Source organism: Kitasatospora sp. NPDC058170, from assembly GCF_042883905.1.
GTDB lineage: Bacteria > Actinomycetota > Actinomycetes > Streptomycetales > Streptomycetaceae > Kitasatospora.
On record NZ_JBHVUV010000003.1, the window covers coordinates 274,416 to 297,329 of the forward strand.

The window sequence follows — 22,914 nt, forward strand, 5'->3', positions numbered from 1 at the left end:
CGGGCCCCCGGTCGGACCTCAGCGGCGGCCGGCGGCGAGGAGTTCGGGGATGGTGGCGAGCTTGACCCGGGGGCGGCCGGCCGCCTCGCCGAGGGCGCGCTCGGTGCGGTCGACGGCCCGCAGCTCCTTCAGCCCGACGGCGTCCGGCCGGCGGCGGCGGACCAGCCGGTCCAGCTCCCGGCGGGTGCCGGTCGGGGCGGGCAGGGCTCCGGCGGCGGCGTCGTCCAGCAGGGCGTCCACGGTCTCCTGCGCGCAGGCCCGGTTGGCGCCGATGCCGCCGGAGGGGCCGCGCTTGGCCCAGCCCACCACGTACGCCCCGGGCAGCGGCCGGCCGGTGGCCGGGTCGACGATCCGGCCACCGCGGTGCGCGACGGTCGCGGCGGCCTCGTCGAAGGGCAGGCCCGGTACCGGCACGCCCCGGTGGCCGATGGAGCGCACGACGGCGCCGGCCCGGATGGTCTCCGGCCCGTCGGCGGCGGCGCTCCGACCGCCCTGGACCGCCCTGCCCCGGGCCGCCTCGACCCGGGCCGCCCCGCCCCGGGCTGCCTCGACTTGGGCCGCCCCGCCCCGGGCTGCCTCGACTTGGGCCGCCTCGACCTGGAGCGCCTCGACCCTGCCGTCGCCGAGCAGGGCGGTGGGCGCGGCGAGGAAGCGCAGCACGATCCGTCGGCCGGGGCGCGGCGCCGCGGACCAGTCGACGCTCTCCAGCGGGAGTCCGGCGAGCAGCGCGGCCTTGGAGTCCGGCGGGGCGGCCGCGACGGCGGCCCGGACCTCCGGGTGGTCGTCGACGACCAGCTCCACGCCCGGCAGGTGGCGCAGCGCCAGGAACTCCGGCCGGGTCCAGGCCGCCTGTTCGGGCCCGCGCCGGGCGAGCAGGACCACCTCGCGCACCCGGCTGGTGCGCAGCGCCGCCAGGGCGTGGTCGGCGATGTCGGTGGTGGCGAGCCGGTCCGGGTCGGAGAGCAGGATCCGGGCGATGTCCACCGCGACGTTGCCGTTGCCGATCACGACGACCCGCTCGGCGGAGAGGTCGACGGCGTCGGCCGGCACGGTGGGCTCCGCGTTGTACCAGCCGACGAAGGTGGTGGCGGGCAGGCTGCCGGGGAGGTCCTCGCCGGGGAGGCCGAGCCTGCGGTCGGCACTGGCGCCGACGGCGTAGACGACCGCGTGGTGGTGGGCGGCCAGTTCGGCGTGGGTGAGGTCCCGGCCGACCTCGACGTTGAGGTGGACCCGCAGGCGGGGGTCGTGGAAGACGCTCGCGAAGCCCTCGCCGATCCGCTTCGTCGCCGGGTGGTCGGGGGCGACGCCGTGGCGCAGCAGCCCGCCGGCGACCGGCAGCCGGTCGATCATCGTGATCTCGGCGCCGGTGCTGCGCAGCAGCGACTGCGCGGTGTAGCCCGCGGAGGGGCCGGTGCCGACGACGGCGATCCGCAGGGTCCCCAGGCCGTTCGGCAGGCTGCGGGGGAAGGTGGGCGCCCGCCAGGCGTGGTCGCTGGGGTGGTCCCGGTAGTAGGTGCGGTTGAGCTCGACGAAGACGGTGTCCGGTCCGGTGAGCCGGTCGACGGGGCGGACGGCGTCCACCGGGCAGGCGTCGGCGCAGGCGCCGCAGTCGATGCAGGCGACCGGGTCGATGAACAGCATCTCGGTGCGGCCGAACTCCGGCTCGTCCGGGGTGGGGTGGATGCAGTTGACCGGGCAGACGGACACGCACGAGGCGTCGTTGCAGCAGGTCTGGGTGATCGCGTAGGCCATGGCCGGGTGGGTCCTCGCTGCGTGGGGGGCGGTCGGGGCGCGGCGGTGCGGTCGGCGTGGTGCGGTCGGGGCGCGGCGCGGGCCGCCGGTGGTGCGGCGGCGGCCCGCGGCCCGGCGGCCGGTCCGGGTGGTCCGAGCGGTCAGAGCGGTCCGAGCGGTCCGAGCGGTCAGAGCATGTGGATGCGGCGGTAGATCGCCGTGGAGGGGCCGGTCAGCAGGCCGGTCTCGGCGAGGAAGGCGATCAGATGCCGGGAGCTGGTGCGCATCATCGCCTTGCGGTGCTCGTTGCCCCGGACCTCGGCCAGTGCCCGCCGGGTGTCGAGGCCGGCGGCCGCGTACACGCCGTGGTTGACCATGCTGCTGACGATGACGAACGCGGCCGCGGCGATGCCGGTGGCGGCGGCCCGCCGGCGCGCCCGGCCGGCGCCGCGCAGTCGTTCGCGGATCTCCTGGCGGGCGAACTTCATGTGGCGCGACTCCTCGACCACATGGATCCGGGACGTCCCGCGGACGATCTCCAGGACGTTCTCGCCTCGCATCCAGTCGCGCTGCATGACGTCGAGCACCTCTTCGGCCACCAGGATCCCGCCGTAGGCGAGTTCACCGGTGGCGAGCGCCTTGAAGGCCCGGCCGGCGTGGGCGACCGAGCGGGCCGGGCGGTACGCCGGGGCGCCCATCTTCTCGCAGGCCCGCGCGAACATGATCGAGTGGCGGCACTCGTCGGCGACCTCGGTGAGCGCGAACCTGAACTCGGCCGTCCCGGTGTCCTTCAGGTACTGATCGCGCAGCACCATCTGCTGCAGGATCATCTCGAACCAGATGCCCGTGCTCATGATCGAGCAGACCTCGTGCCGGGTGAGGGTGACCCGCTGCTCGACCGTCATCTCGTCCCACAGGGCGGTGCCGTAGAGCGTGCTCCACTCGGGGTTGAGCCCGTAGGCGTCCTCGGGGAGCGGGGCGTCCCAGTCGATCTCGGTCGCCGGGTCGTAGGAGAGCGTCGCGGCCGAGTCGAGCAGTCGCTTCGAGACGTCGTCGTCGGCCGGGGTGTGGCGCGTGTGGCGTGGGGTTCCCGCCGCCGTGCCGGTACGAGCCATGGCTGCCTCCAGGTGCATGCCCGGTGCGGGTTCCCGCTCACCCGCTTATTAGACGGACAGTACAATAAGGGCCCGTCCGCGAGAAGCCCTCGCGCGGCGGCGGGGGCGTGAACGGCGCGATCCGGGTGCGCCGGTCGGCGGCCGGCCGGCGCCCGGCGCGGGGCGGCGGGGCGGCCCGTCGCTGCCCGTGACTGGCGGCCGGGCCCACCGGAGAGATGATGGAGAGGTCCCGGGCCGCGCCGCAGGGGCGTGAGTGAGGGCGCTCGCGGCGGGCCGGCGGAGAGGAGCACGACCCATCCGAGGTGCGCACATGGACAGCCGACGCTTCCCGTTCGCCGACCGCGCGGCCGGGGCCCTGCTCGACGCGGACGGCCGGATCGTCCGCTGGACGCCGGAGGCCGGGAGGCTGCTGTCGCTGCGCGCCGACGAGGTCTGCGGCCACCCGGCGCGCGAGCTGCTCGCGGATCCGGCCGCCTGGACCGGCCTGCTGGCGGACCGGACGGCGGGCAACTGGTCCGGCCGGGCGGTGCTGCGGTCCGGCCGGGGCGAGGAGCTGGGGATCGTCTTCCAGGTCCTGCCGCTCACGGAGGCCGACGGCGCCGCCGGGAAGCCGACCGGCGAGGCCCGGTACTTCGTCCTCGCGGCCCCCGACGGGCTGGTCGCCCAGTGGCGCCAGGACGAGGCGTTCACCCGGGAGCTGTTCCTGCAGGACCGGGTGGGCCTCGCCGTGTTCGACGACCGGCTGCGGCTGGTCCGGACGAACACCCATCTGCTCCCGTACACCGGTCTCCCGCCGGATCTGCGCGGCCGCCGGCTGGGGGACTTCCTCGCGGCGGCGGACGCCACGGCGGTGGAGCGCCAGCTGCGGGAGGTGCTGCGGACGGGTCGGCCGCTGGTCCGGGCGGGAGATCTGGTCCGGACGGTCCAGGACCCGGGCGGCGGGGTGGTGATGGCGATCTCCGCGTTCCGGCTGCAGGCCCCCGACGGGCAGGTCATCGGCGTCACCGCGCTGTTCAACGACGTCACCGAGCTGCACCGCTCCGGCGAGCGGCTGGCCGTGCTGCACCGCGCCACCGCGGCCGTCGGCGGGTCGCTCTCCGTCACCGGTACGGCCGAGGAGCTGGCCGCCGTCCTGGCTCCCGGGCTGGCGGACCAGGCGGTGGTGGAGATCGCCGAGCCGGTGTTCACCGGCGAGGAGCCCGCTCCCGGGCAGGACGGGCGGCTGCTGCTGCGCCGCGCCGCCGTCGCGGGCTCGGTGCCGGACGGACCGGGGGCGGACCCGGGGGCCGCCGGTCCCGGACCGGCGGCGGCGGAGACCGTCCTGGTCGACGCCGACGACCTGCCCGCCGCGGACTCCCCCGCCTCGATGACCGCCCCGCTCCGGGCCCGCGGCGGCCTCCTCGGCCGGGTGACCGTCCGGCGCGCCCCCGGCCGGCCCGGCTACGAACCCGCCGACCTCGACCTGCTGCGCGAGATCGCCGCCCGCGCGGCCCTCGCCGTGGACAACGCCCGCCGCTACACCCGCGAACACCGCGCCGCCGTCAGCCTGCAGCGCAGCCTGCTGCCGCCCGCGCAGACCGAGACCGCCGCCGTGACCACCGCCAGCGTCTACCTGCCCACCGACAGCGCCAGCGGCATCGGCGGCGACTGGTTCGACGTGATCCCGCTGTCCTCGGCCCGCGTCGCGCTGGTCGCCGGGGACGTGGTCGGCCACGGCCTGGAGGCCAGCGCCACCATGGGCCGGCTGCGCACCGCCGTCCGCACCCTCGCCGACCTCGACCTGGAGCCGGACGAGCTGCTGGTGCACCTGGACGACCTGGTCTCCCAACTGCTCGTCGAGGGCGGGAACGCCGACGGTCCGGAGGAGGACGGGTGGTCCGCCCGCCACCGGTCCGACCCGTTCGGCGCCACCTGCGTGTACGCGGTCTACGACCCGGTCTCCCGGCGCTGCGCGATGGCCTCCGCGGGGCATCCGCCGCCCGCCGTCGCCGCCCCCGACGGCACCGTCGAGTACGTCCCCGTCCGCCCGGGCCCGCCGCTGGGCGTCAACGGCCTGCCGTTCGAGGCGACCGAGATCGAGGTCGCCCCCGGCAGCGTCCTCGCGCTCTACACCGACGGGCTGATCCAGAGCAGCGGCGGCGACCTCGACGAGGGCATGGCCGAGCTGCGCCGCCGGATGTCCCGCCCCGGCGCCGTCACCGCACCGCTGCCGGAACTGGGCCGCGAGCTCGTGGCCGGCCTCCCCGCGCACCGGCTCGCCGACGACGTCACGCTGCTGCTCGCCCGCACCCGTGCGGTGCCGGCCGGGTCCACCGCCACCTGGTCGCTGGAGGCCGACCCGGCCGCCGTCGCCAGGGTCCGGGAGACGGCGACCGCGCGGCTGCGCGCCTGGGGGCTGGAGGACCTGGTCTTCACCACCGAACTGGTGCTGAGCGAGCTCGTCACCAACGCCATCCGGTACGCCGGCGGCCCGGTCGAGGTGCGGCTGATCCTCGCCGAGCGGCTGACCTGCGAGGTCTCCGACCCCAGTGCCACCCAGCCGCGGATGCGCCGGGCCCGGCTCACCGACGAGGGCGGCCGCGGCCTGTACCTGGTCGCGCAGCTGAGCAGCCGCTGGGGCAGCCGCTACACCCGGCGCGGCAAGACCATCTGGGCCGAGCAGGAGCTGCCGTAGCGCCCGGCCGGGGCGCTCGGGCCCGGCCGGACGTGTCGCTCAGGCCTGAGTGCCGGGGCGCTCGGGCCCGGCCGGACGGCCGCGGCGCTCAGGCCCGGTAGGCCGCGGCGAACACGGCGGGCATCCGCGCCCAGGACGGCTTCATCGCGAACCGGGTGATCCGCCGGCCCGTCAGAGCCGCGCTGCGCGCCGTGACGAACCACGGCGGCTTCGGGAACAGCGCGAACTCGCCTCCCGCGAGCGACCGCGGGCAGGGCCGGAACGGCCCCCGCACGATGGTCCGCTCCGGCCCGTCGATCAGCAGGGCGTTGTGCACCACGCCGATCCCGCTCTGCGCGTCGTCCACGGTGTGCCCGGGGAAGGCGCCCCAGGGGGCCGTCGCGGCCAGGAAGCCCAGCGCCGTCCAGGCGTTGACGGCGATCGTGCCGTAGCGCAGGGCGGCCAGCGCGTCGTCGAAGGCCCGGCCGAGGCCCTTGAGGGTCGCGGGGTCGACGAGGATGTTCGCCCCGAGGGTGCCGACGAGGTCCCGGTTGGCGGTCTCGACGGCCCGGTCCAGGAAGTCGGCGCCCGTACCGGGCAGGCTGAGCACGCCGAGCACCGGCGCGAAGTACTCCGTCGTCTCCAGCACCGACGCGTCGGTGCCTTCGCCGCCGCCCCGGCCGTCGCCCAGGTCGACCAGCAGGCGCGAGCCCTCGGCGCCCTGCCACTCGGCGCCCGGGTGGGCCGCCGCCGCGTCCGCCAGCCGCTGCGCGCTGCCCGGGTACCAGGCCGGGCGCGCCGGAGCCCGGCGCAGGGCGGTCCGCAGCCGGTCGAGGAAGGCCTCGCGCTGCGGCCAGTCGCTGCTGACCACGACCAGCTGCGAGGCAATGCAGTTGTGGCCGCTGTTGTGCAGCCGCTGGGTGACGATGTGCTCGGCCTGGTAGCGGAGGTCGGCCTCGCTCCAGGCGCCGGGGACGACGATGACCGGGGAGACGCCGCCGAGTTCGCTCGTCATCGGCTTGTCGAGGAGCGGGGTGCCGGCGGCCTTGCGGGCCCGGCCCTCCTCCCCCGGGCCGAAGGCCACCACGTCGTGGGTGGCGAGGCTGCCGGTGATGTGCACGTGCGCGACGCCCGGGTGGTGGGCGAGGTAGCCGCCGACCTCGCCGCCGCCCGCGACGATCCGCAGCACACCGTGCTCGATCAGCGGCGCGAGCGCCCGCCGGTAGACCGGCTCCAGGTCGCCCAGCGTGGGGTTGAGCTTCAGCACGACGACCCGGTTGTGGGCGATCAGCTCGTACAGGACGTCGAGCGGCGCGATGGCGGTGATGTTGCCCGCCCCCAGGACCAGGCCGACGCCCGTGGTCCGCTCCGGGGCCAGCGCGCCGAGCCCGGCCTGGCGGCGCACGGTCGCCTCGTCCACCTGCGGCGGCATCCACACCTCGGCGCTGAACCCGTTGAGGAGCAGCCGGTCGTGGGCGGTGAACGGCAGGACGGGGATGCTCACCCGGCCGCCGGGCGCCTGCCCGAGGCGCGCGCCGTCGAGCGGGCTGCGGCCCGCGTCGACCGCCCGCAGCGTGCGGGCCAGCGCGTCCAGCGAGGTCAGCAGCGCGTAGGGCCCGGACATCCACTCCTCGCCGGTGAACGGGGAGTCGGCCGGCAGCTGCTTGATCCGGCTCGCCGTCCGCACCCAGCTCTCGGCCTCGGCGGCGACGGCGGCGTGGACGCGGTCGAGCAGGGCGACCCGCTCGGCCAACGGGGTCGCCGCCCAGCGGCGTTCGCCCTCGGCGAGCTCGGCGAGGAGCGCGTCGAGCTCGGCCCGCTCGGCGGCTGAGGGGCGGTCGGCTGCGGGACTGCCGCCCACGGGACTGCCGCCTGCGGGATTGCTGCCTGCGGGAACTGCGACGGTCATGGCGACCCCCTCGATCACGACCGCACAGGCGGGCGTCGTCCTACGGGATTTGGGTGTGTGCACAAGCTTCTCCGAACCACGCCACCATGCCGCAGATCCGGGCCCGCGGCTATGGGCGGGTGCCGCAGAATCCGCCGGACCCGGCTGTGCCGCCGCACAAGCCCGGCGCGGCACTAGCGTGGTGGCATGCGCGACACCACCGGCCTCGACGACGTCTTCGCCGAGCTGCTCCGCTCGGTCGACGACCTCACCGACGCGACCATCGAGAAGATCAACGAGGACGAGTTCAGCTCCCCCGAGGGCAGGCTACCGCCGGACCTGCTCCGCGCGACCGTCCGCGCCAACATCGAGGCGGTGCTGCGCACGGAGGCCGGCGGCCGGGACGACGGCCGCCCCGGCGTGGACGACGAGACCGCCCGGTGGGCCGGCCGCGTCAAGGCCGAGCACGGCGTACCGCTCTCCGCACTGCTGCGCGCCTTCCGGCTCGGCGGGCTGGAGATCTGGGAGTGGGCCATCGCCCGCGCCGGGACCGGCGAACGGGCCACCGCCCTGCTGCACCGGTCCTCGCACTTCTGGGGCGTACTCGACCGGCTGTCCACGGCCGCGACCGAGGCCTACCGGCAGGTCGCCCGCGACCGGGAGCGCCAGGAGGAGGTGTCCCGCCGGGTCACCCTGCTGAGCGTCTTCGGGGGCGCGGGCGCCGCCCGCGGCGGGAGCGCCACCGGTGTGCCGCGCGCCCTCGGCCTGCCCGAACGCGCCGCCTACCGCGTGGTGGCAGGCGCGCTCGGACCGGACGGCGAGGACCCGCTGCCCGGCATCGCCGCCCGGCTGGCGGGCGTTCAGGTCGCCTCCGCCTGGACCACCGAACTGGGCGAGCGGCTCGGCCTGATCGCTCCCGTCGGCGAGGCCGGCTCCGCGGCGGCCCTGCGCTTCGTCGAGCAACTGGCCGCCGCCCGGGTCGGCGTGAGCCGCCCCTTCGCCGCGCTCGCCGCCGCCCCGGAGGCCCTCCGCCAGGCCCGGATCGCCCGCGAGTGCGCACCCCCGACCGGCCCGGGCGTCCACTGCTACGGCACCGCCCCGATCGACACCCTGCTGGCCGCGCACCCCGAGTCCGCGGCCGAGCTCGCCGAGGACGTCCTCGGCCCGCTGCTCTCCGGCGCGGGCGGCGACGCCGCCCTCCTCGACACCCTCGACGCCTGGTTCGCCGCCGACGGCTCGACCGCCGAGGCCGCCCGCCGCCTCCACTGCCACCGCAACACGGTCCTCTACCGGATCGCCCGCATCGCCCAGCTCACCGGCCGCACCCCCACCCGCCCCGTCGACGCCGCCGAACTCCACACCGCCCTCCGCGCCCACCACCTCACCACCCCGCCCGCCACCAGCCCCTGACGGCCCCGTCGGCGGCGTCCGCGAACCGCCAATAGCTCAACCATCGACATACTCTCATCATTGACCTATTCTCAGGTCCATGGCTAACCGTCAACTACAGGAGCCGACCCGGCTCGTGCTCACCGCGCTGGCCGACGCCCCCCGGCACGGCTACGCGATCGTCCAGGAGGTCCTGGCCATCTCCGGCGGCCGGACCAAGCTGCTCACCGGCACCCTCTACACGGCACTGGACCGCCTCCTCCAGCAGGGGCTGATCCGGATCGACCACGAGGAGGTCGTCGGCGGCCGGATGCGCCGCACCTTCGCGCTCACCGAGGACGGCCGGGAGGTGCTGGGCGAGGAGACGGAGCGCCTGCGCGCCGGGGTGGCCGAGGCCGAGCGCAGGCTCGCACTCGGACGCGGTCCGGGTCTCGGCACGCCCCGGCTGATCATCGGGGGCACGGCATGAGCGCGTCCTCGCAGAGCGCGGGCCTGTCCGGCCGGCTCCCGCTGATCGGTCTCTACCCCGCCGCCTACCGGGCCTCGCACGGCGAGGAGATCGCCGCCGTCTTCGCCGAGTCCGTCGAGGGCACCGACCGCACCACCGTGCTGCGCGAGTGGGCGGCCCTCGCCGCGCACGCCGTCCGGCTGCGCACCCGGCTCAGCTCGCGCGACCCCGCCGGCCGGATCCTCGCCGGCGCCGCGCCGTTCCTGCTGGCCGGCGGGGCGGGTCTGGCCGCCGTCCAGCTGCTGATCGGCCTCTTCGTCACGGTGGCCCGCTTCGACCCGGGCAACTCGAACACCACCGCCACGGCCGCGGTGGGCGCGGTGCAGACCGTCCCCTGGATCCTCGCGCTGCTCTGCGCCGCCCTCGGGCGCTGGGGCCTCGCCCGCCTCCTGGTGCTGGCCGGCACCCTCGCCCGGATCGGCGCCGTCGTCGGCTTCTTCGTCCACCCGGCCTGGGCGTTCGCCCAGTACCTCTTCCTGCTCCCGCTCTGGCTCCTGCTCGCGGTGCCGATGCTGCTCGCCCCGCCGGACGCCGTCGACCGGTCCGCCCGCGGCCGCGCCGAGACGGCGATCGCCGCGATCGCCCTCGCCCTGCCGATGAGCGCCCTCGTCCTCCTCTGGCCGTGGCGCAGCGCGGACGACTACTCCGAGCCCGTCTTCCCGACCGATGTCCAGCGGCTCCTCGACGCCTCCTCGGCCTGGCCCGCCCTGGTCATGGCCGTCGCCTTCCTGGTCCACCTCGCCGCCCGGCGCCCGGACCGGCTGCGCTCCGCCGGTGTGGCCGTGGCCGTCGTCCCCTGGGCGGTCATGCTCCCCGCGCCGTACTACCTGCGGCCGCCGGGCGACCTCGCCGAACTCGGCCGCAACGCCGCGGTGGTGGCCGCCTTCCTGGCGGTCGCCGTCGGTCTCGCCGCGCTCCGCCGCGCCCTGGCGCCCTCCGCGGAGCCGGCCGAAACGGTCGAGCCGCTCTGACCTGAGGTCCGGTGGGCCGGAGGGCGGCGCCGGTCTCCGAGGCCTGTCCTCGGAGACCGGCGCCGCTGCTTGTACCGGTCCGGAACGACCCGTCAGCTGTGCGTCGACGACCCGCAGGCGGCCGAGGGGAGCGGCAGGAACCCGTGGCTGCGGATCTGCGGGAGGCCGCTGCGGCAGATCCACCCGTCCCGGCCGAACACCGCGCGCAGGGCGACGGCATGGGCGTCCACACCGGTCCACTCCGCCTCGCGGACGGTGTTGAAGAGGACCCGCCCGTACGGCGAGGCCGCGAACGGGCCGCTGATCTGCTGGATGCTGTTCACCGGTGCCACCGAGTTGAGGTTGCGCACGGTCAGGGCGCCCGGCTCGTCGCCCGGCCGGGTGTGGCCGCCGTAGACCTGGCCGATGTAGCGGCCGACGGAGTAGGGGACGATCGCGTTGGGGTCGTGCAGGAGGGCGTCCGTGCCCTGGTTCTCGCGCTCGACGACGCTGACGCACGAGTGGTCGGTCCACCTGTCCCCCCAGATCGTGGGGTAGTAGTTGATGGCCTGAAGGAAGAAGCCCGAGGAGTCCGTCGCCGGCCCGTCCGCGCCGAGGCGGTCCACGATCAGGTGACCGGTGAGGACCGGCCGGATGGTGGCGTCGGGCAGCGCGGAGCTGATCTGCCGCCAGTTGGTGATCGTGCAGGTGTAGATCCCGCGCAGCTGGGCGGTGGTGAGGTTGGCCGGGGCGTTGCCACCGGCCGGGGCGGCCCAGCTGACGGCGTCCTTGGCCATGGCGACGAACAGCGTGCTCGCCGGGTCCCCGGTCTTCGGGAGCCTGGCGCTGCGGGCGAAGTCGGTCGTGGTGGTGCCGGTGGCGTTCAGCGCGATGATGCCCGCGTCGGAGTTGTAGGGGCGGTAGATCGGGCTGGCCCCGGTCTTGGGGGTGATGGTGGTCGGCCCGATGGCGTCCCAGCTGTACAGCCGGGGCGAGGTGGTGTCCCCGGCGGCGGCCAGCGTGGCGTTGTAGTCGGTGGAGAACTGGTTGAACAGCGGGTCCGTCACCTGCGCCCCCACGCCGACCAGGTCGGTCGCGGCGGGCGGCGGCACGGGGATGGGCACGGGCGGGTCGGCGAGGGCGGGCACGGCGGCGGCGAGGGCCAGCGCGGAGGCCAGGGCGAGGACCGGGGCGACCCGGGCGGCAAGGCGGAGCATGAGGCGGAACTCCCGTTCGGTGAGAGGCGGGCAGGCCACCGGGATCATGGCCAGCCCGCCGCGCCCACCGGAAGATCCCAGACTTCTGGGAGGCCCGCGTCCGCCCAGCTCAGCCGTGCCGCGGCCCGCCCGCACCGCCGGATGTTCTTCCACCGGTGGCCCCCCGTCCACACCCCCTCCACCGCTCCTGCGGCGACGCCCGGCCCCGCGGCAACGCCGGGTCGCGCAACGACGCCTGACCCTCGCCGGGGCCGACATGCCAGTGGCGCCGCTGATGGGCGGCGCCACTGGTGTCGGGACGGTGTCCGGTTGTTCAGCGTCGGGTCAGCTGTGTCGTCCGGGTCGGCGGTAGGCCACCGCGCACAGCCCCAGGCCGCCCAGGACGGCGAGCGCGCCGAGGCCTGCGATCAGCGCGTCCGGGGAGGAGTTGCCGGTGTCGGGCAGCGCCCCGCCGCTCGCCGACGAGCTCCCGCCGTGGGTCGGGTGGTGCGTCGGGCTGTGGGTCGGGCGATGGGTCCGGGTCGCGCTGCCGGAGTGCGTCGGGGACGGCGACCACGTGGAGTGGGTCGGCGACGCCGAGGTCGGCGGGGCGGTCGGCGACGGGGACGAGGTGGGCGAGGGCGAGGTGGTCGGCGACGGCGAGGCCGTCGGGGACGGGGACGCCGTCGGGGAGGGGGACGAGGTCGGGGACGGCGACGGCGACGGCGACGGCGACGGCGACGGGGAGGTGGTCTGCAGGATCACGCCCATGTCGAGGTCGAGGTAGCGCTGGCCCCCGCTCAGGGCGACGGTCTGGGTGAGACCGGTGGCCGGGTCGGCGTCCGAGTCCTTGGTCGGATCGGTGCCGGCGCCCCGCTTGGTGACGGTGGCCCCCTTGGGCAGGGTCGACAGGTCGAACCGGACCGCGTAGCTGCCGTCGGGCAGGTTGTCGAACAGGTAGTAGCCGTTCTGGTCGGTCACCGTGGTGACCGGGTTGCCGTTCTTGTCGCGGACGGCCTGGCCGTTGCCGTCGAGCAGGTTCACCGTGACGCCGGGGATGCCGGTGTCACCGGGCTTCTGGATGCCCGAGCCGTCCTTGTCCTGCCAGACGAAGTCGCCGAGCGCGTTGTCGGACGGCGCGAGCTGCTTGACCGCGACGCCCACCTTGGCCGGCTCGGCGGGCAGCAGCTGGCGGCCGCTGGCGTCGGTGGCCGTGAAGGCGAAGCTGTTCCACGCGTACTCCCCGTCGGGGGCGTCGACCGCGGCGACCATCGGCCAGGTCAGCGTGAAGGACTCGCCGGAGCCCAGGCTGCCGGGGCGGCGGATCCGGAACCAGGTGGCCGTGCCCGGACCGGGGAAGGTGCTGCTCCAGGTGGCGCCGGTGTTGCAGCCCGCCCGGGTGACCAGGACGGGGTCGACGCACGGGTTGGGGTCGGTGGTGTACTCGATCACCACGGTCGGGTCGCTGCTGGTGATCGGCTGGCTCAGCGACGGGGTCCAGGTGCTGCCGCGCGCCGCGTCCTGGGTGAGGACGTAGTTGTCGCCCGGGGCGGGGAGCCGGTCGTAGGCGATGAACTCGGTGACCGGGTCGGGCGAGTCGTTGCGGACCGTCATCCGGTAGGAGATCCGGCCACCGGGGGTGGAGGTGCCGATGCTGACGTAGTCGGCGTCCAGGTCGCCCTTGACCTCCTTGTACGACCGCAGCACGCTCGGCACGTCCACCTGCACCTTGGAGGAGGCGTGGCACAGGGTCTCGGAGGTGTCGCCGTTGCCGTTGAGGTCCAGCAGGTCCGGGACGCCGCTGTCGGAGCCGGAGAACATGCAGGCGACCGGCGCGGTGGGCTTGTCGACGGTGACGTAGACGTCGTTGGTCAGCTCACCGGAGCGGATGCTGCTGGCGACCTGGACGTCGAAGAGCATCCGGTAGGCCAGCGGGTCGTGCAGGTACATCATGTCGGGCGCGCCGGCCGGCCACTCCATCCGGACGATCTGCCGGCCGTCGGGGCCGGGGGTGACGGTGATCGACTGGGGGGCCTTGGCGTCCGGGTAGTTCGGGTCGGGCCGGGCCGAGCCCTCGACGTAGACGACGCCGGCCGGGAGCAGGTCGTACAGCACGAGCGGGCGGTCCAGGTCGCGTCCGCTGCGGTTGTACGGGATCACCTGGAAGGTCGCCGTGCCGCCGGGCGCGGACAGCTCGCCGGCGACGGTGGTCTTGGCCGCGCCGAGGTTGGTCGCGGCGGTGACGGTGGTGTTGGCGCAGGCGTTGGCGGCGGAGGCGTTGGTGCCGTCGGTGGCCGTGGTGTCCAGGCAGTTGGTCAGCGGGACGGGCGCGGGGCGGCCGTCGTGGCCGGGGGTGACGACCTGGGTGACCAGCTGCACCGCGTTGCCCGGGCTCCAGCCGGTCGGGATGGGACCGGTCCAGGTGAACCTGAGGCCGTCGAGCCAGCGGCCGGCCGGGATGCCCAGCACGTCGTTGGCCGGGTCGCCGGCGCCCGGCACGAAGGTGATCCGGCGGTTGCCGGAGCCGTTCAGCGCACTGCCCGGGGTGAAGGTCAGCCAGGTCGGATCGCCGTTGAGGCGGTACTGGAGGGTGAGCCCGATGCTGGTCGGGTTCCACGGTTCGAGCTGGAGGGACTGCGGGAAGATCCAGTTGTACAGGCCGTCGGTGGTGCCGCCGCCGGGGTCGGTCATGGTCAGGCTGGTGGCCGGGCCGGAGGTGTTGGTGGCCGACAGGCTGAAGGAGTTGAGGTCGCCGGAGGTGACGCTGTCGCGCCACACCTTGCTGGCGGTCACCACCACGCCGGTGGCCGGGGGCTGGAACTGGCCGGTGGTGGTGGCGGCGGTGTCCAGCGTGCGCTCGGGGTCCGGGCCGAGCGGGTCGCCGTGCAGGTCCACGGTGTTGTTGGAGGTCGTGCCGTTCGGGAAGGCGGCCTCCGGGTAGTTGACCACCAGCACGCCCGGCAGGCGGCAGCCGCCGTGGCCGTTGCCGGAGCGGAACTCCCCGATGTCGTAGCCCCAGGTGTTGGGGCCGGGCGCGACCTGGCTCCACCCGGGTGAGCGGCCGGTGTCCACCACGGCGCCCGGCGGCAGGGTGTCGAGCAGGCGGCTGGTGTCCAGGTCGACGTTCGGCACGTTGTCGGTGGCGCAGGCGCTGAACTGGTAGGTGACGGTGCGCCCGTCGCTACTGGAGGTCTGGATGCCCTTGGTCACCGTGTACTGCGGCTCCACCTGGGCCTTGGTGTCGGCCGTGGCGGTCTGGGAGGTCTCGCCGGTGGCCGACATGGTGGCCGAGTTGGTGGAGGCCGCCCCGTTGGGGGTGGTGAAGTTCGGGTACTTCATCGTCACCGTGATGGTGGCGGTGGTGCCCGGGCTGAGGCTCTTGAGCTTGATGTCCATCGTGCCGCCCATCGCTCCCGCGGCGGGCACGGTTGAGGCGGCCTGGTCCACCGAGGAGGGGTCGGGCGTCCAACCGACGAACTGCATGTTGGCCGGCAGGGTGTCGAGGATCTGCCCGTTGGTGCACTCGGTGATGGAGCAGGTGTACCGGAGGGTGTAGGTGACGTTCTCCCCCGGCGAGACGGTCGCTTTGTCGACGGATTTGGTGAAAGAGATCGCGGCCTGGGCCGGTGGTGCCAGCACGCTGCTGCTGAGCAGCGAGCCGGTCAGTAGGGCCAGAACCGAGGCGATCCGCCCGGTCCGGAAGTGAATGCGCATGTTGAGAAGTTCATCCGACCGTTCGACCGGAGTGATCGCGGCACAAGGCGGGGTGACGGCAATTCACCTGTTCAGCCGCGGTTCAGCGGCAGAGGGCCGTGTCCACGACCTCGTCGACGCGCTGCCTGGATGCCTGGTCGGTCAGCTGGACGGTCACCGCGACGTTGACGGCGCGGCCGTCGTCGGTGGCCCCGCCCCGGGTCTCGTACCCGGGGAAGCTGCCGCCGTGCCCCCAGAGGAGGCCGCGACCGCACGGCAGCGGCCTGCTGACGAGCCCCAGTCCGTAGCGGGCGCCCGGGCCGAAGGTGTCTTCGGCGGGGACGGTGGTGCGCATCTGGGCGAGCTGGGCCGCCGGGAGGAGCCGGCCGGCCAGCAGCGCGGTGAAGAACCGGTTGAGGTCGGAGTCGGTGGAGACCAGCTGACCTGCCGCCCAGCCCCAGGAGGGGTCGGTCTCCGTGACGTCGAGCAGCGGCGCGGCCGCCGAGTCCCGGTAGTAGCCCCGGGGGTGGGGCTCGCGGATGGTCGCGTCCCGGGGGGCGGGGAAGTAGGTGTGGCGCAGCCCGAGGCGCTTGACGATGCGCTGGTCGATCTCCTCGGCGAGAGGGCGGCGGGTGACCTTCTGGACGATCAGGCCGGCCAGCACGTAGTTCGTGTTGCTGTACGCCCAGCTCGTCCCGGGGTCGAAGGCGGCCTTGTGCCGGAGGGCGATGCCGACGAGCTCGCGGGGCGCGAAGTACCGCACGTCCTCGCCGAGGTGGTCGCTGTAGTTGGGGAGTCCGCTGGTGTGCTGGAGGAGCTGGCGGACGGTGATGCGGCGTCCGTCGATCCCGTCCCCGCGGACGAGGCCCGGCAGGTAGGTGTCGACGAAGGCGTCGAGGCGGATCCTCCGTTCGGCGACCAGCTGCAGCACGACCACCGCGGTGAACGCCTTGGTGTTGCTGCCGATCCGCACCTGCCCGTCGTCGGGCACCTTCGAACCGGTGGCCAGGTCGCCGACCCCCGCGGTGTAGGTCCGGGTACGGCCCGCGCGGTCCTGGACGCTCGCCAGCGCGGCGGGCATGCCGTCCTCGCTCACCAGGGTGTTCAGACCCTGCTGGACGGCGTCCGGACCTGCGGCGGATGCCGCCGTCGGTGCCAGGACGCCCATCGTCATGACGCCCACGGCCAGCGCGGCCGCGACCGCCACCGCTCGTCGCCGACCGCCCTGCGGCCGGCCGGAGGAACGAGGCTTCGGGTATTCCTGCTCACGCATGGGTCAACTCCTGGGGAATCGCGTCGGGAGACTGGAGCGGCGGGTGCCGGGCGTCGACGGGTCCGGCGCCTCGGCGGCGCACCGCGGCCCGGCCGACTCGGCTGCCGGCTACCGGCTACCGGCTACCGGTCAACTGCTCCGGGCACGATCCTGGCTTCCGGGGGCTGCGCCGCACATCACGGGAAGGCGGGAGATCGGGCTCCCCCGATCAGGGGAGGCCGGCCCGAACGGCCGTCAGGAGACCGGGACCGGGTCGCGCCAGATGTCCATCGGAACGGCGCGGACGGCGCGCCCGTCCGCGTCAAGGATCCGGCCCATCCGCTTCACGGTGCGCAGCGACACCCGGCGCTCGGCCACCCGCAGGTCGGGGAACCTGCGGGCGAGGGAGGTCTCCAGCCGCTGGACGTCGGCGAGGGAGCGCTGCCAGACGGAGAGGAGGAGGTTGTGCTCGCCGGTGACGGACACGCACAACCGGACCTCGGGGAGCCGGGCCAGCTGGGGGCCGACCTCGTCGAGCCGGTCCGGGGGGAGGTCGGCCCGGAAGGTCGCCAGGACCGGACGGCCGGCGTCGCGGGCGGCGATCTCGCAGCGGAAGCGGATCGCGTCGGAGGCGGCCAGCCGGTCGAGGCGGCGGCGCAGCGTGGACGGGCTGAGCCCGGTGGCGGCGGCCAGCTCCGCCTGGTCGAGGCGGCCGTCGACGCCCAGTCTGATGAGCAGCTCCCGGTCCTCCTCACGGACTTCGGCCCGTACTCCGGACGCCGGCCCGTTGCCCGCCGGGTGGTCGTCGTGCAGCTCCACCCGCTGGGCCTGGTCCAGCGAGTCCAGTCGCCAGCGGATCCCCTCGGCGTAGAAGCCGGTCGCCAGGTGGACCCGGACGGCCTCGACCCCGGGGAGCCGGCCGAGCCGTTCGGCGGTGTACCGGGAGACCGTCGCCAGGTCGGTGAAGGCCGCGGTGACGACGAGGTCGCAGCCCTGGGAGAAGTGCTCGATGCTCATCACGTGCGGGTCCTCGGCCAGCTCGTCGGCGATCTGCCGGAGCCGGTCGGGAGCGCAGTCGAGGTCGAGGTGGGCGACGCAGCCGCGGTCCTCGGGGTGCGGCAGACCGTAGGCGGTCACCCAGGCGATCCCGGCCTCCGAGAGCCGGCGCCAGCGGCGGGCGGCGGTGACCGGGCTGATCCCGAGGGTCTGGCCGAGCAGCGACCAGGGCGCCCGGGGCCGCAGCTGCAGCGCGTTCACCAGGGCGAGGTCCAGCTCGTCGACCGTCGCACCGGCGCCGGTCACGGCCGGGTTCCGGTGGATTCGTTCATCGGAGGGCCTCCTCATGGCGTGATCCTGCGAAATCGCGGGAATCTCCCGACGCCGGACCCAGAATCACGGAACAAGATCGCTCTGCACAAGCTCCCGCCGCACGCGGGCTCGACGGAGGTACCTGTGTCCCTGCACGACGATGCTCTCGGCCTGGCCCCGGACCTGGTCCGGCTCCGCCACGACCTCCACCGGTTCCCCGAGCTGGGCCTCGACCTCCCGCGCACCCAGGAGCGGGTGCTGCGGGCCCTCGACGGACTGCCGCTGGAGGTGAGTCAGGGCTCCGCGCTGAGTTCGGTGACCGCGGTGCTGCGCGGCGGGCGGCCGGGGCCGGCCGTGCTGCTGCGCGCGGACATGGACGGTCTGCCGGTCGTCGAGAAGGCCCCGCTGCCGTTCGCCGCCGGCAACGGCGCGATGCACGCCTGCGGCCACGACCTGCACACCGCCATGCTCGCGGGCGCCGCGCACCTGCTGGCCGCGCGGCGGGAGCAGCTCCGGGGCGACGTGGTCTTCATGTTCCAGCCCGGCGAGGAGGGCTGGGACGGCGCCGGAGCCATGCTGGCCGAGGGCGTGCTGGACGCGGCGGGCAGGCGCCCGGTCGCCGCCTACGCCCTGCACGTGGCATCGTCCATGCCGCACGGGGAGTTCAGCTCCCGGCGCGGGCCGATCCTGGCCGCCTCCGACTCGCTGAACGTCACCGTCCACGGTGCGGGCGGCCACGGCTCGGCGCCGCACCGGGCCAAGGACCCCATCCCGGCGGCCTGCGAGATGGTCACCGCCCTGCAGACCATGGTGACCCGCCGCTTCGACGTGTTCGATCCGGTGGTGATAACCGTCGGGCTCCTCCAGGCCGGCACCCAGCGCAACATCATCCCCGAGACCGCCCGCTTCGAGGCGACCGTGCGCACCTTCTCCCCCGAGGCGCGGTCCAGGATCGCCGACACCGTGGCGGAGCTGGTCGACTCCCTCGCGGCCGCCCACGGCCTGCGGGCGGAGGTCGAGTACCTTCCCGGGTACCCGGTCACGGTGACCGACCGGGCGGAGACCGACTTCCTGGCGGACACCGTCCGGGAGGTCTTCGGCGAGGAGCGCTTCCGGACGATGCCGAACCCGATGACCGGGGCGGAGGACTTCTCCCGGGTACTCGAGGCCGTTCCCGGATCGTTCGTGTGGCTCGGCGCCGCCCCGAAGGGGAGCGACCCCGACGACCTGCCGCTCAACCACTCGCCCTACGCGGAGTTCGACGACGCGGTGCTCCCCGACGGGGCCGCGCTCCTCGCCGAACTCGCCACCCGCCGCCTCGCCGCCTGAACCCGCACATCGAGGAAGGACCGACCGAGGACATGACCGAACCGCGCGAGGTGGTCGAGCGGCAGCTCGCCGCCTACAACAGCCACGACATCGACGCCTTCGTCGCCACCTACGCCGAGGACGTCACCGTCCACCGGGCCGACGGCAGCCGGTTGCAGGGCCGGCAGGCGCTGCGTGACCGGTACGCCGGACAGTTCGCCGAAGGCCGCTGCCGGGCGGAGATCGTCGGGCGGCTCGGCGAGGGCGACTGGGTGGTCGACCACGAGGTCGCCCACGGCCTGGCCCCCGAGCCGGTCCGTGTCCTGGTGGCCTACCGCGTGCGCGGAGGCCTCATCGACCGCGTCGACTTCCTCGGCTGAACAGGTTCGGCCTCGGGTCGTCGCCGCGTCAGATCCAGCTGCGTTCACGGGCCGCCAGAGCCGCCTGGAAACGGTTCGCCGTTCCCAGGCGGCGCATCAGCGCCGAGACGTGGCTCCGGTAGGTCCGGAGCGACATGCCGAGTTCGCGCGCGCCGGTCTCGTCCTTGTCGACACACGCCATGGTGTGCAGCACCTGCCGCTCGGCTTCGTTCGGGAGTTCCTCCTCGACTCCGCAGGACTGCGACCAGCGGCGTTCGAAGAGGGCCAGCAGAGTCGACACGAGGCCCGGTTCACGGACGATCAGCGCACCTCTGGTGATGTCGCGCGGGTCGGTCGCCACCACGGCGGTCCGGCGGTCGAAGATCACCATGCGTTCCAGCACACCGGCCGTGCCGCGCACCCTGGCTCCCTCCTGCTCCAGCTCCGCCGCGAAGTGGTCGACCCTCGGGCAGTCGAGCGCGCGGGCGTGCAGGATGGTCCGCATGCGCAGCCCGCGCCGCAGGTACTTGAGGTCGGAGCTCCTGACCTCCTCGAACGCGGCGATGAGGATCGGCCCCGGGTGCGTGGTCAGCCGCTCCTCGCGGGTGAAGAAGGACAGTTCGTCGACGCACGCCAGCACCTGGTCGATTCCCTCGACGCGTTCCAGTTCGCGGACCGATCGCTGCCGCCCCGCCCACCGGTCCTCCAGCAGGTCGTCCACCAGATGACGCGAGGAGGCGACCTGCCGGATCTCGCCCTGGAGGCCCTGGATCCGGAGCCGCGCCAGTCGCTCCACCACCGACTCCGGGTCGGCGGCACTGTACGCACGTCCACCGGCCGTGGTCACCATGCCCAGCTCCTGGAGGCGGACGAGGACGGCCTCGGTGTCCTCCCGGCGCATTCCGCGTGCGAGGGATATTTCGACAGCCCCGATTCCCGGTGACCGCAGGACCGTTCGGTAGACCGATTCCTCCTGCGCGCCCACACCGAGGACCGCCAGTGTGGCTCGTTCCACCAATTCCATCACGTCCCCGGAAGAATTCTCAGGCCGAAACAGTACCCCAGTGCGACTGGAGGCGACGGGTCGGGTCGCTGCGCGACGGACCAGGCGTCCCGCCTCGTCCACGCCGACACCGGGGCCCCGCTGCTGCAGGAACCTGCACACCGAATTTGCAGGAAGTGCGCCCGAGCCATAGCTCCGATGGCATTCGGGAGTCGATAGGTTCGTTCGGGCCGCAACGGAAATGGCGGCTTCCTGAGTCGAGCTTTCCGTGGCGCTCGCCAAAACATTGCAATCCCCCCTTCCCGAGTGGAACGGGCAGCGGGCACGCAGGCGATCGAGCGGTTCGAGGGCCCGGTCGGCCCGGTCGGCGGGCCGGGCCGACCGGGCCCGGAAACCTTCCACCCCAGAGGAGAAGCACCAGTGAACCTGAAGCGGACGACGCGCCCCGCCCCGGCCGCCACACCGGGTCCGGCGTCCCCCGGGCGCCGGCTCCCTCGCCTCGGGCCCGCCGGACGGTCGAGGGAAACCCCGTCGCGCCGGACACGACGCCGTGGGGCGCACCGGCTGGCCTGTGCCGTGCTGGCGGCGGGCGCCACGGCGGGCAGCGGGTTCGCCACCGCGCACGCGGTCCCGGCGGACTCCCGCAGCAGCACCGGCGCGGTGACCGCCGTGGTCGAACAGCCTCATTTCTTCGGTGGTGTCATCAGGGTCAACGGCGGCGAGGTCACCGGGGAACTGTCCGAACTGGGGGTAGGTGACGGTGACGGCGGCCTTTTCGCCTACGCCCTCGATCTCGGCGCCGAGCCGAAGACGGGCTCGGTCTACAAGGAGACCCGCTGGTCCGACGTGCCCCGCCTGAAGGACACCGCGAACATGGAGAAGGTCAACTGGATCCTGCGGCACTCATATCCGAGCGTCCCCCCGAGCGATCTCAGTAAGCTGGTAGGCGGCAGCATCGCGGCGTACCAGGCGGCCGCCGCCACCCAGGCCGCGGTCTGGCACTTCTCCGAGGGCGTCGCGGCGGTCCCGGAGGCCCCGGTCGCGGCGAGGCTCACCGAATACCTCGTGTCGCATGCCGGCGAGGTCACGGAGCCCGGCCCCTCGCTCACCCTCGCCCCGTCCACGGTGACCGGTGACAGCGGGGCGGTGCTCGGCCCGATCAAGGTCACGTCCGCCGCCGATTCGGTGGACGTCTCCCTCGACACGGCGGCCGTCTCGGCGGGCACGGCCCTCACCGACAAGGACGGCGCGGTGGTCTCCGACGCCGGCGGCAAACTGACCCGCCCCGCGAAGGACGGCGACCTGCTGTACGTGAAGTCGCCGGACGGCGCGAAACCGGGCAGCGCGACGATCTCGGCAGCCGCCTCGCTCAAGGTCCCGGTGGGCCGGGCCTTCGTCAGCCCGGGCAGCCAGTCCCTGATCGTCGCGGACAGCAGCACGGTCGGCGTCACCGCGGACGCGAAGGTCGACTGGGCCCCGGCCGTCGTTCCGCCCGTCGTCCCCCCGAGCGGTACGGCGTCTCCGAGCCCGACTCCGAGCCCGACTCCGAGTCGGACGCCGGCCCCGGGTGCCTCTCCGGCCCCGACGACGGCGCCGAGCACCCCGAGCCTTCCTGCGGATCCGACCCCGAGCCCGACCTCGGATCAGTCCGTCGCCGCTGCTGCAGCCGCGACCGCACCCACGACCGCCGGGGGCGCCCTCGCCGCCACCGGGGCCGGTGCCCCGTTCGGGCCGATCGTCGGCGTGGCCGTGGTCCTCATCCTGGTCGGCGGAATCCTGTGCACGCGGAGCCGCCGGCGTCGCCGCGGGCGCACCACGCGCTGAACGGACAGCGCCGCCGGGCACCCGGACGCGTCAAGCAGAACCACCACCGGCCCCTCACGATCCCGATCCCGTGAGGGGCCGGGCGCACGTCCGGGCGCACGTCCGGACGGTGGGTCAGAGCACGGCGAGCCGGTCCACCAGCAGCTCCACCCGCTGCTCGGCTTCGGCCGGTGGCAACCGTCCCGTCCGGGTCAGGGTGGCCAGTCCGTGCAGAGCGGCCCAGAAGGTCTCGGTGAACAGTCCCGGGTGGACCCCCGGCCCGGCGACCCCGGCGAGGGTCTCCATCAGGGCGGCGAACGCGTCCTTGAGGGGTTCCGGGGTGTCCTCCTGCGCGTACGCGAGGCCGCCGTCGAGCTGGAAGATGGCGTCGTAGACCGCCGGGTTGCCTTCGGCGAAGTCGAGGTAGCTGCGGGCGAGGGCGGTGACCCGGGCGCGCGGGCCGTCTGCGGCGGAGGTCGCGGTCCGCAGCGCCACGGCCATCTCGGCGGCGCCCTCCAGGGCGACGGCGCCGATGATCTCGCGCTTGCCGCGGAAGTGGCTGTAGAGGACGGGCTGGCTGTACTCGATGCGCTCGGCGAGCCGACGGGTGGTGACGGCGTCCCAGCCCTGCTGCTCGGCGAGTTCGCGGGCCGTCGCCACGATGAGGCGCTCGCGGGCCGCCCGTTCGCGTTCCTTGCGTTCCTGTACCGACATGACCCGAATTCTAGCACCGCTAGACAAATGAGCGACAGAAGAGC

At 74.4% G+C, this 22,914-nt stretch carries 16 protein-coding genes; 7 read left to right on the forward strand and 9 right to left on the reverse strand.

Going from position 1 to position 22,914, the window contains the following annotated elements:
* Positions 1 to 18 precede the first annotated feature (18 nt).
* Entirely contained in the window at positions 19 to 1,752 is a 1,734-nt protein-coding gene (locus ACFVVX_RS05765; RefSeq protein WP_387941769.1) for an FAD-dependent oxidoreductase, read from the reverse strand.
* Between the two features lie 167 nt (positions 1,753 to 1,919).
* Positions 1,920 to 2,846: a diiron oxygenase gene (locus tag ACFVVX_RS05770; protein WP_387941771.1), complete on the reverse strand. Its 927-nt coding sequence runs from the start codon at positions 2,844 to 2,846 to the stop codon at positions 1,920 to 1,922.
* A 310-nt stretch (positions 2,847 to 3,156) separates the two neighbouring features.
* Between ACFVVX_RS05770 and ACFVVX_RS05775 the strand changes: the two genes are divergently transcribed.
* Positions 3,157 to 5,520 carry a SpoIIE family protein phosphatase gene (locus ACFVVX_RS05775; RefSeq protein ID WP_387941773.1) on the forward strand — a complete coding sequence of 788 codons (2,364 nt, stop codon included), beginning with the start codon at positions 3,157 to 3,159 and terminating at the stop codon, positions 5,518 to 5,520.
* Positions 5,521 to 5,608: 88 nt separating this feature from the next.
* Here ACFVVX_RS05775 and ACFVVX_RS05780 read toward each other — a convergent pair whose 3' ends face one another.
* Positions 5,609 to 7,408 carry an aldehyde dehydrogenase family protein gene (locus tag ACFVVX_RS05780; protein WP_387941775.1) on the reverse strand — a complete coding sequence of 600 codons (1,800 nt, stop codon included), beginning with the start codon at positions 7,406 to 7,408 and terminating at the stop codon, positions 5,609 to 5,611.
* Positions 7,409 to 7,594: 186 nt separating this feature from the next.
* Between ACFVVX_RS05780 and ACFVVX_RS05785 the strand changes: the two genes are divergently transcribed.
* The 3 genes from ACFVVX_RS05785 (at position 7,595) to ACFVVX_RS05795 (ending at position 10,255) form a co-directional block, all read left to right on the forward strand.
* Positions 7,595 to 8,797, forward strand: a complete 1,203-nt coding sequence (locus tag ACFVVX_RS05785; protein WP_387941777.1) for a PucR family transcriptional regulator — start codon at positions 7,595 to 7,597, stop codon at positions 8,795 to 8,797.
* A 79-nt stretch (positions 8,798 to 8,876) separates the two neighbouring features.
* Positions 8,877 to 9,245: a PadR family transcriptional regulator gene (locus ACFVVX_RS05790; protein WP_387941779.1), complete on the forward strand. Its 369-nt coding sequence runs from the start codon at positions 8,877 to 8,879 to the stop codon at positions 9,243 to 9,245.
* Positions 9,242 to 10,255 (forward strand): hypothetical protein, encoded by a 1,014-nt coding sequence (locus ACFVVX_RS05795; RefSeq protein WP_387941781.1) that lies wholly within the window; start codon positions 9,242 to 9,244, stop codon positions 10,253 to 10,255. The genes ACFVVX_RS05790 and ACFVVX_RS05795 overlap by 4 nt, the downstream gene beginning before the upstream one ends.
* 92 nt (positions 10,256 to 10,347) lie before the next feature.
* Here the strand turns inward: ACFVVX_RS05795 and ACFVVX_RS05800 are convergent, their stop codons facing one another.
* The 4 genes from ACFVVX_RS05800 to ACFVVX_RS05815 all read right to left on the reverse strand — a co-directional run bounded on the left by ACFVVX_RS05800 (position 10,348) and on the right by ACFVVX_RS05815 (position 17,677).
* Entirely contained in the window at positions 10,348 to 11,451 is a 1,104-nt protein-coding gene (locus ACFVVX_RS05800) for a substrate-binding domain-containing protein (RefSeq protein ID WP_387941783.1), read from the reverse strand.
* Positions 11,452 to 11,775: 324 nt separating this feature from the next.
* Positions 11,776 to 15,144 (reverse strand): SdrD B-like domain-containing protein, encoded by a 3,369-nt coding sequence (locus ACFVVX_RS05805; RefSeq protein ID WP_387941785.1) that lies wholly within the window; start codon positions 15,142 to 15,144, stop codon positions 11,776 to 11,778.
* An 82-nt stretch (positions 15,145 to 15,226) separates the two neighbouring features.
* On the reverse strand, positions 15,227 to 16,396 hold the full coding sequence (locus tag ACFVVX_RS05810; protein WP_387941787.1) for a serine hydrolase domain-containing protein: 1,170 nt from the start codon (positions 16,394 to 16,396) through the stop codon (positions 15,227 to 15,229).
* A 234-nt stretch (positions 16,397 to 16,630) separates the two neighbouring features.
* A complete protein-coding gene (locus tag ACFVVX_RS05815; protein WP_387941789.1) occupies positions 16,631 to 17,677 on the reverse strand; it encodes an Lrp/AsnC ligand binding domain-containing protein in 1,047 nt (348 codons plus the stop codon).
* Between the two features lie 150 nt (positions 17,678 to 17,827).
* Here ACFVVX_RS05815 and ACFVVX_RS05820 point away from each other — a divergent pair, with 150 nt between their 5' ends.
* Entirely contained in the window at positions 17,828 to 19,012 is a 1,185-nt protein-coding gene (locus ACFVVX_RS05820) for a M20 family metallopeptidase (protein ID WP_387941791.1), read from the forward strand.
* Between the two features lie 32 nt (positions 19,013 to 19,044).
* A complete protein-coding gene (locus ACFVVX_RS05825; protein WP_387941793.1) occupies positions 19,045 to 19,371 on the forward strand; it encodes a nuclear transport factor 2 family protein in 327 nt (108 codons plus the stop codon).
* Positions 19,372 to 19,399: 28 nt separating this feature from the next.
* Here ACFVVX_RS05825 and ACFVVX_RS05830 read toward each other — a convergent pair whose 3' ends face one another.
* Positions 19,400 to 20,251, reverse strand: coding sequence for a helix-turn-helix transcriptional regulator (locus ACFVVX_RS05830; RefSeq protein ID WP_387941795.1), 852 nt, complete (start codon positions 20,249 to 20,251; stop codon positions 19,400 to 19,402).
* Positions 20,252 to 20,929: 678 nt separating this feature from the next.
* Here ACFVVX_RS05830 and ACFVVX_RS05835 point away from each other — a divergent pair.
* Entirely contained in the window at positions 20,930 to 22,177 is a 1,248-nt protein-coding gene (locus ACFVVX_RS05835; protein WP_387941797.1) for a Cys-Gln thioester bond-forming surface protein, read from the forward strand.
* A gap of 114 nt (positions 22,178 to 22,291) precedes the next feature.
* Here the strand turns inward: ACFVVX_RS05835 and ACFVVX_RS05840 are convergent, their stop codons facing one another.
* A complete protein-coding gene (locus ACFVVX_RS05840; RefSeq protein WP_387941799.1) occupies positions 22,292 to 22,870 on the reverse strand; it encodes a TetR/AcrR family transcriptional regulator in 579 nt (192 codons plus the stop codon).
* Positions 22,871 to 22,914: the final 44 nt, after the last annotated feature.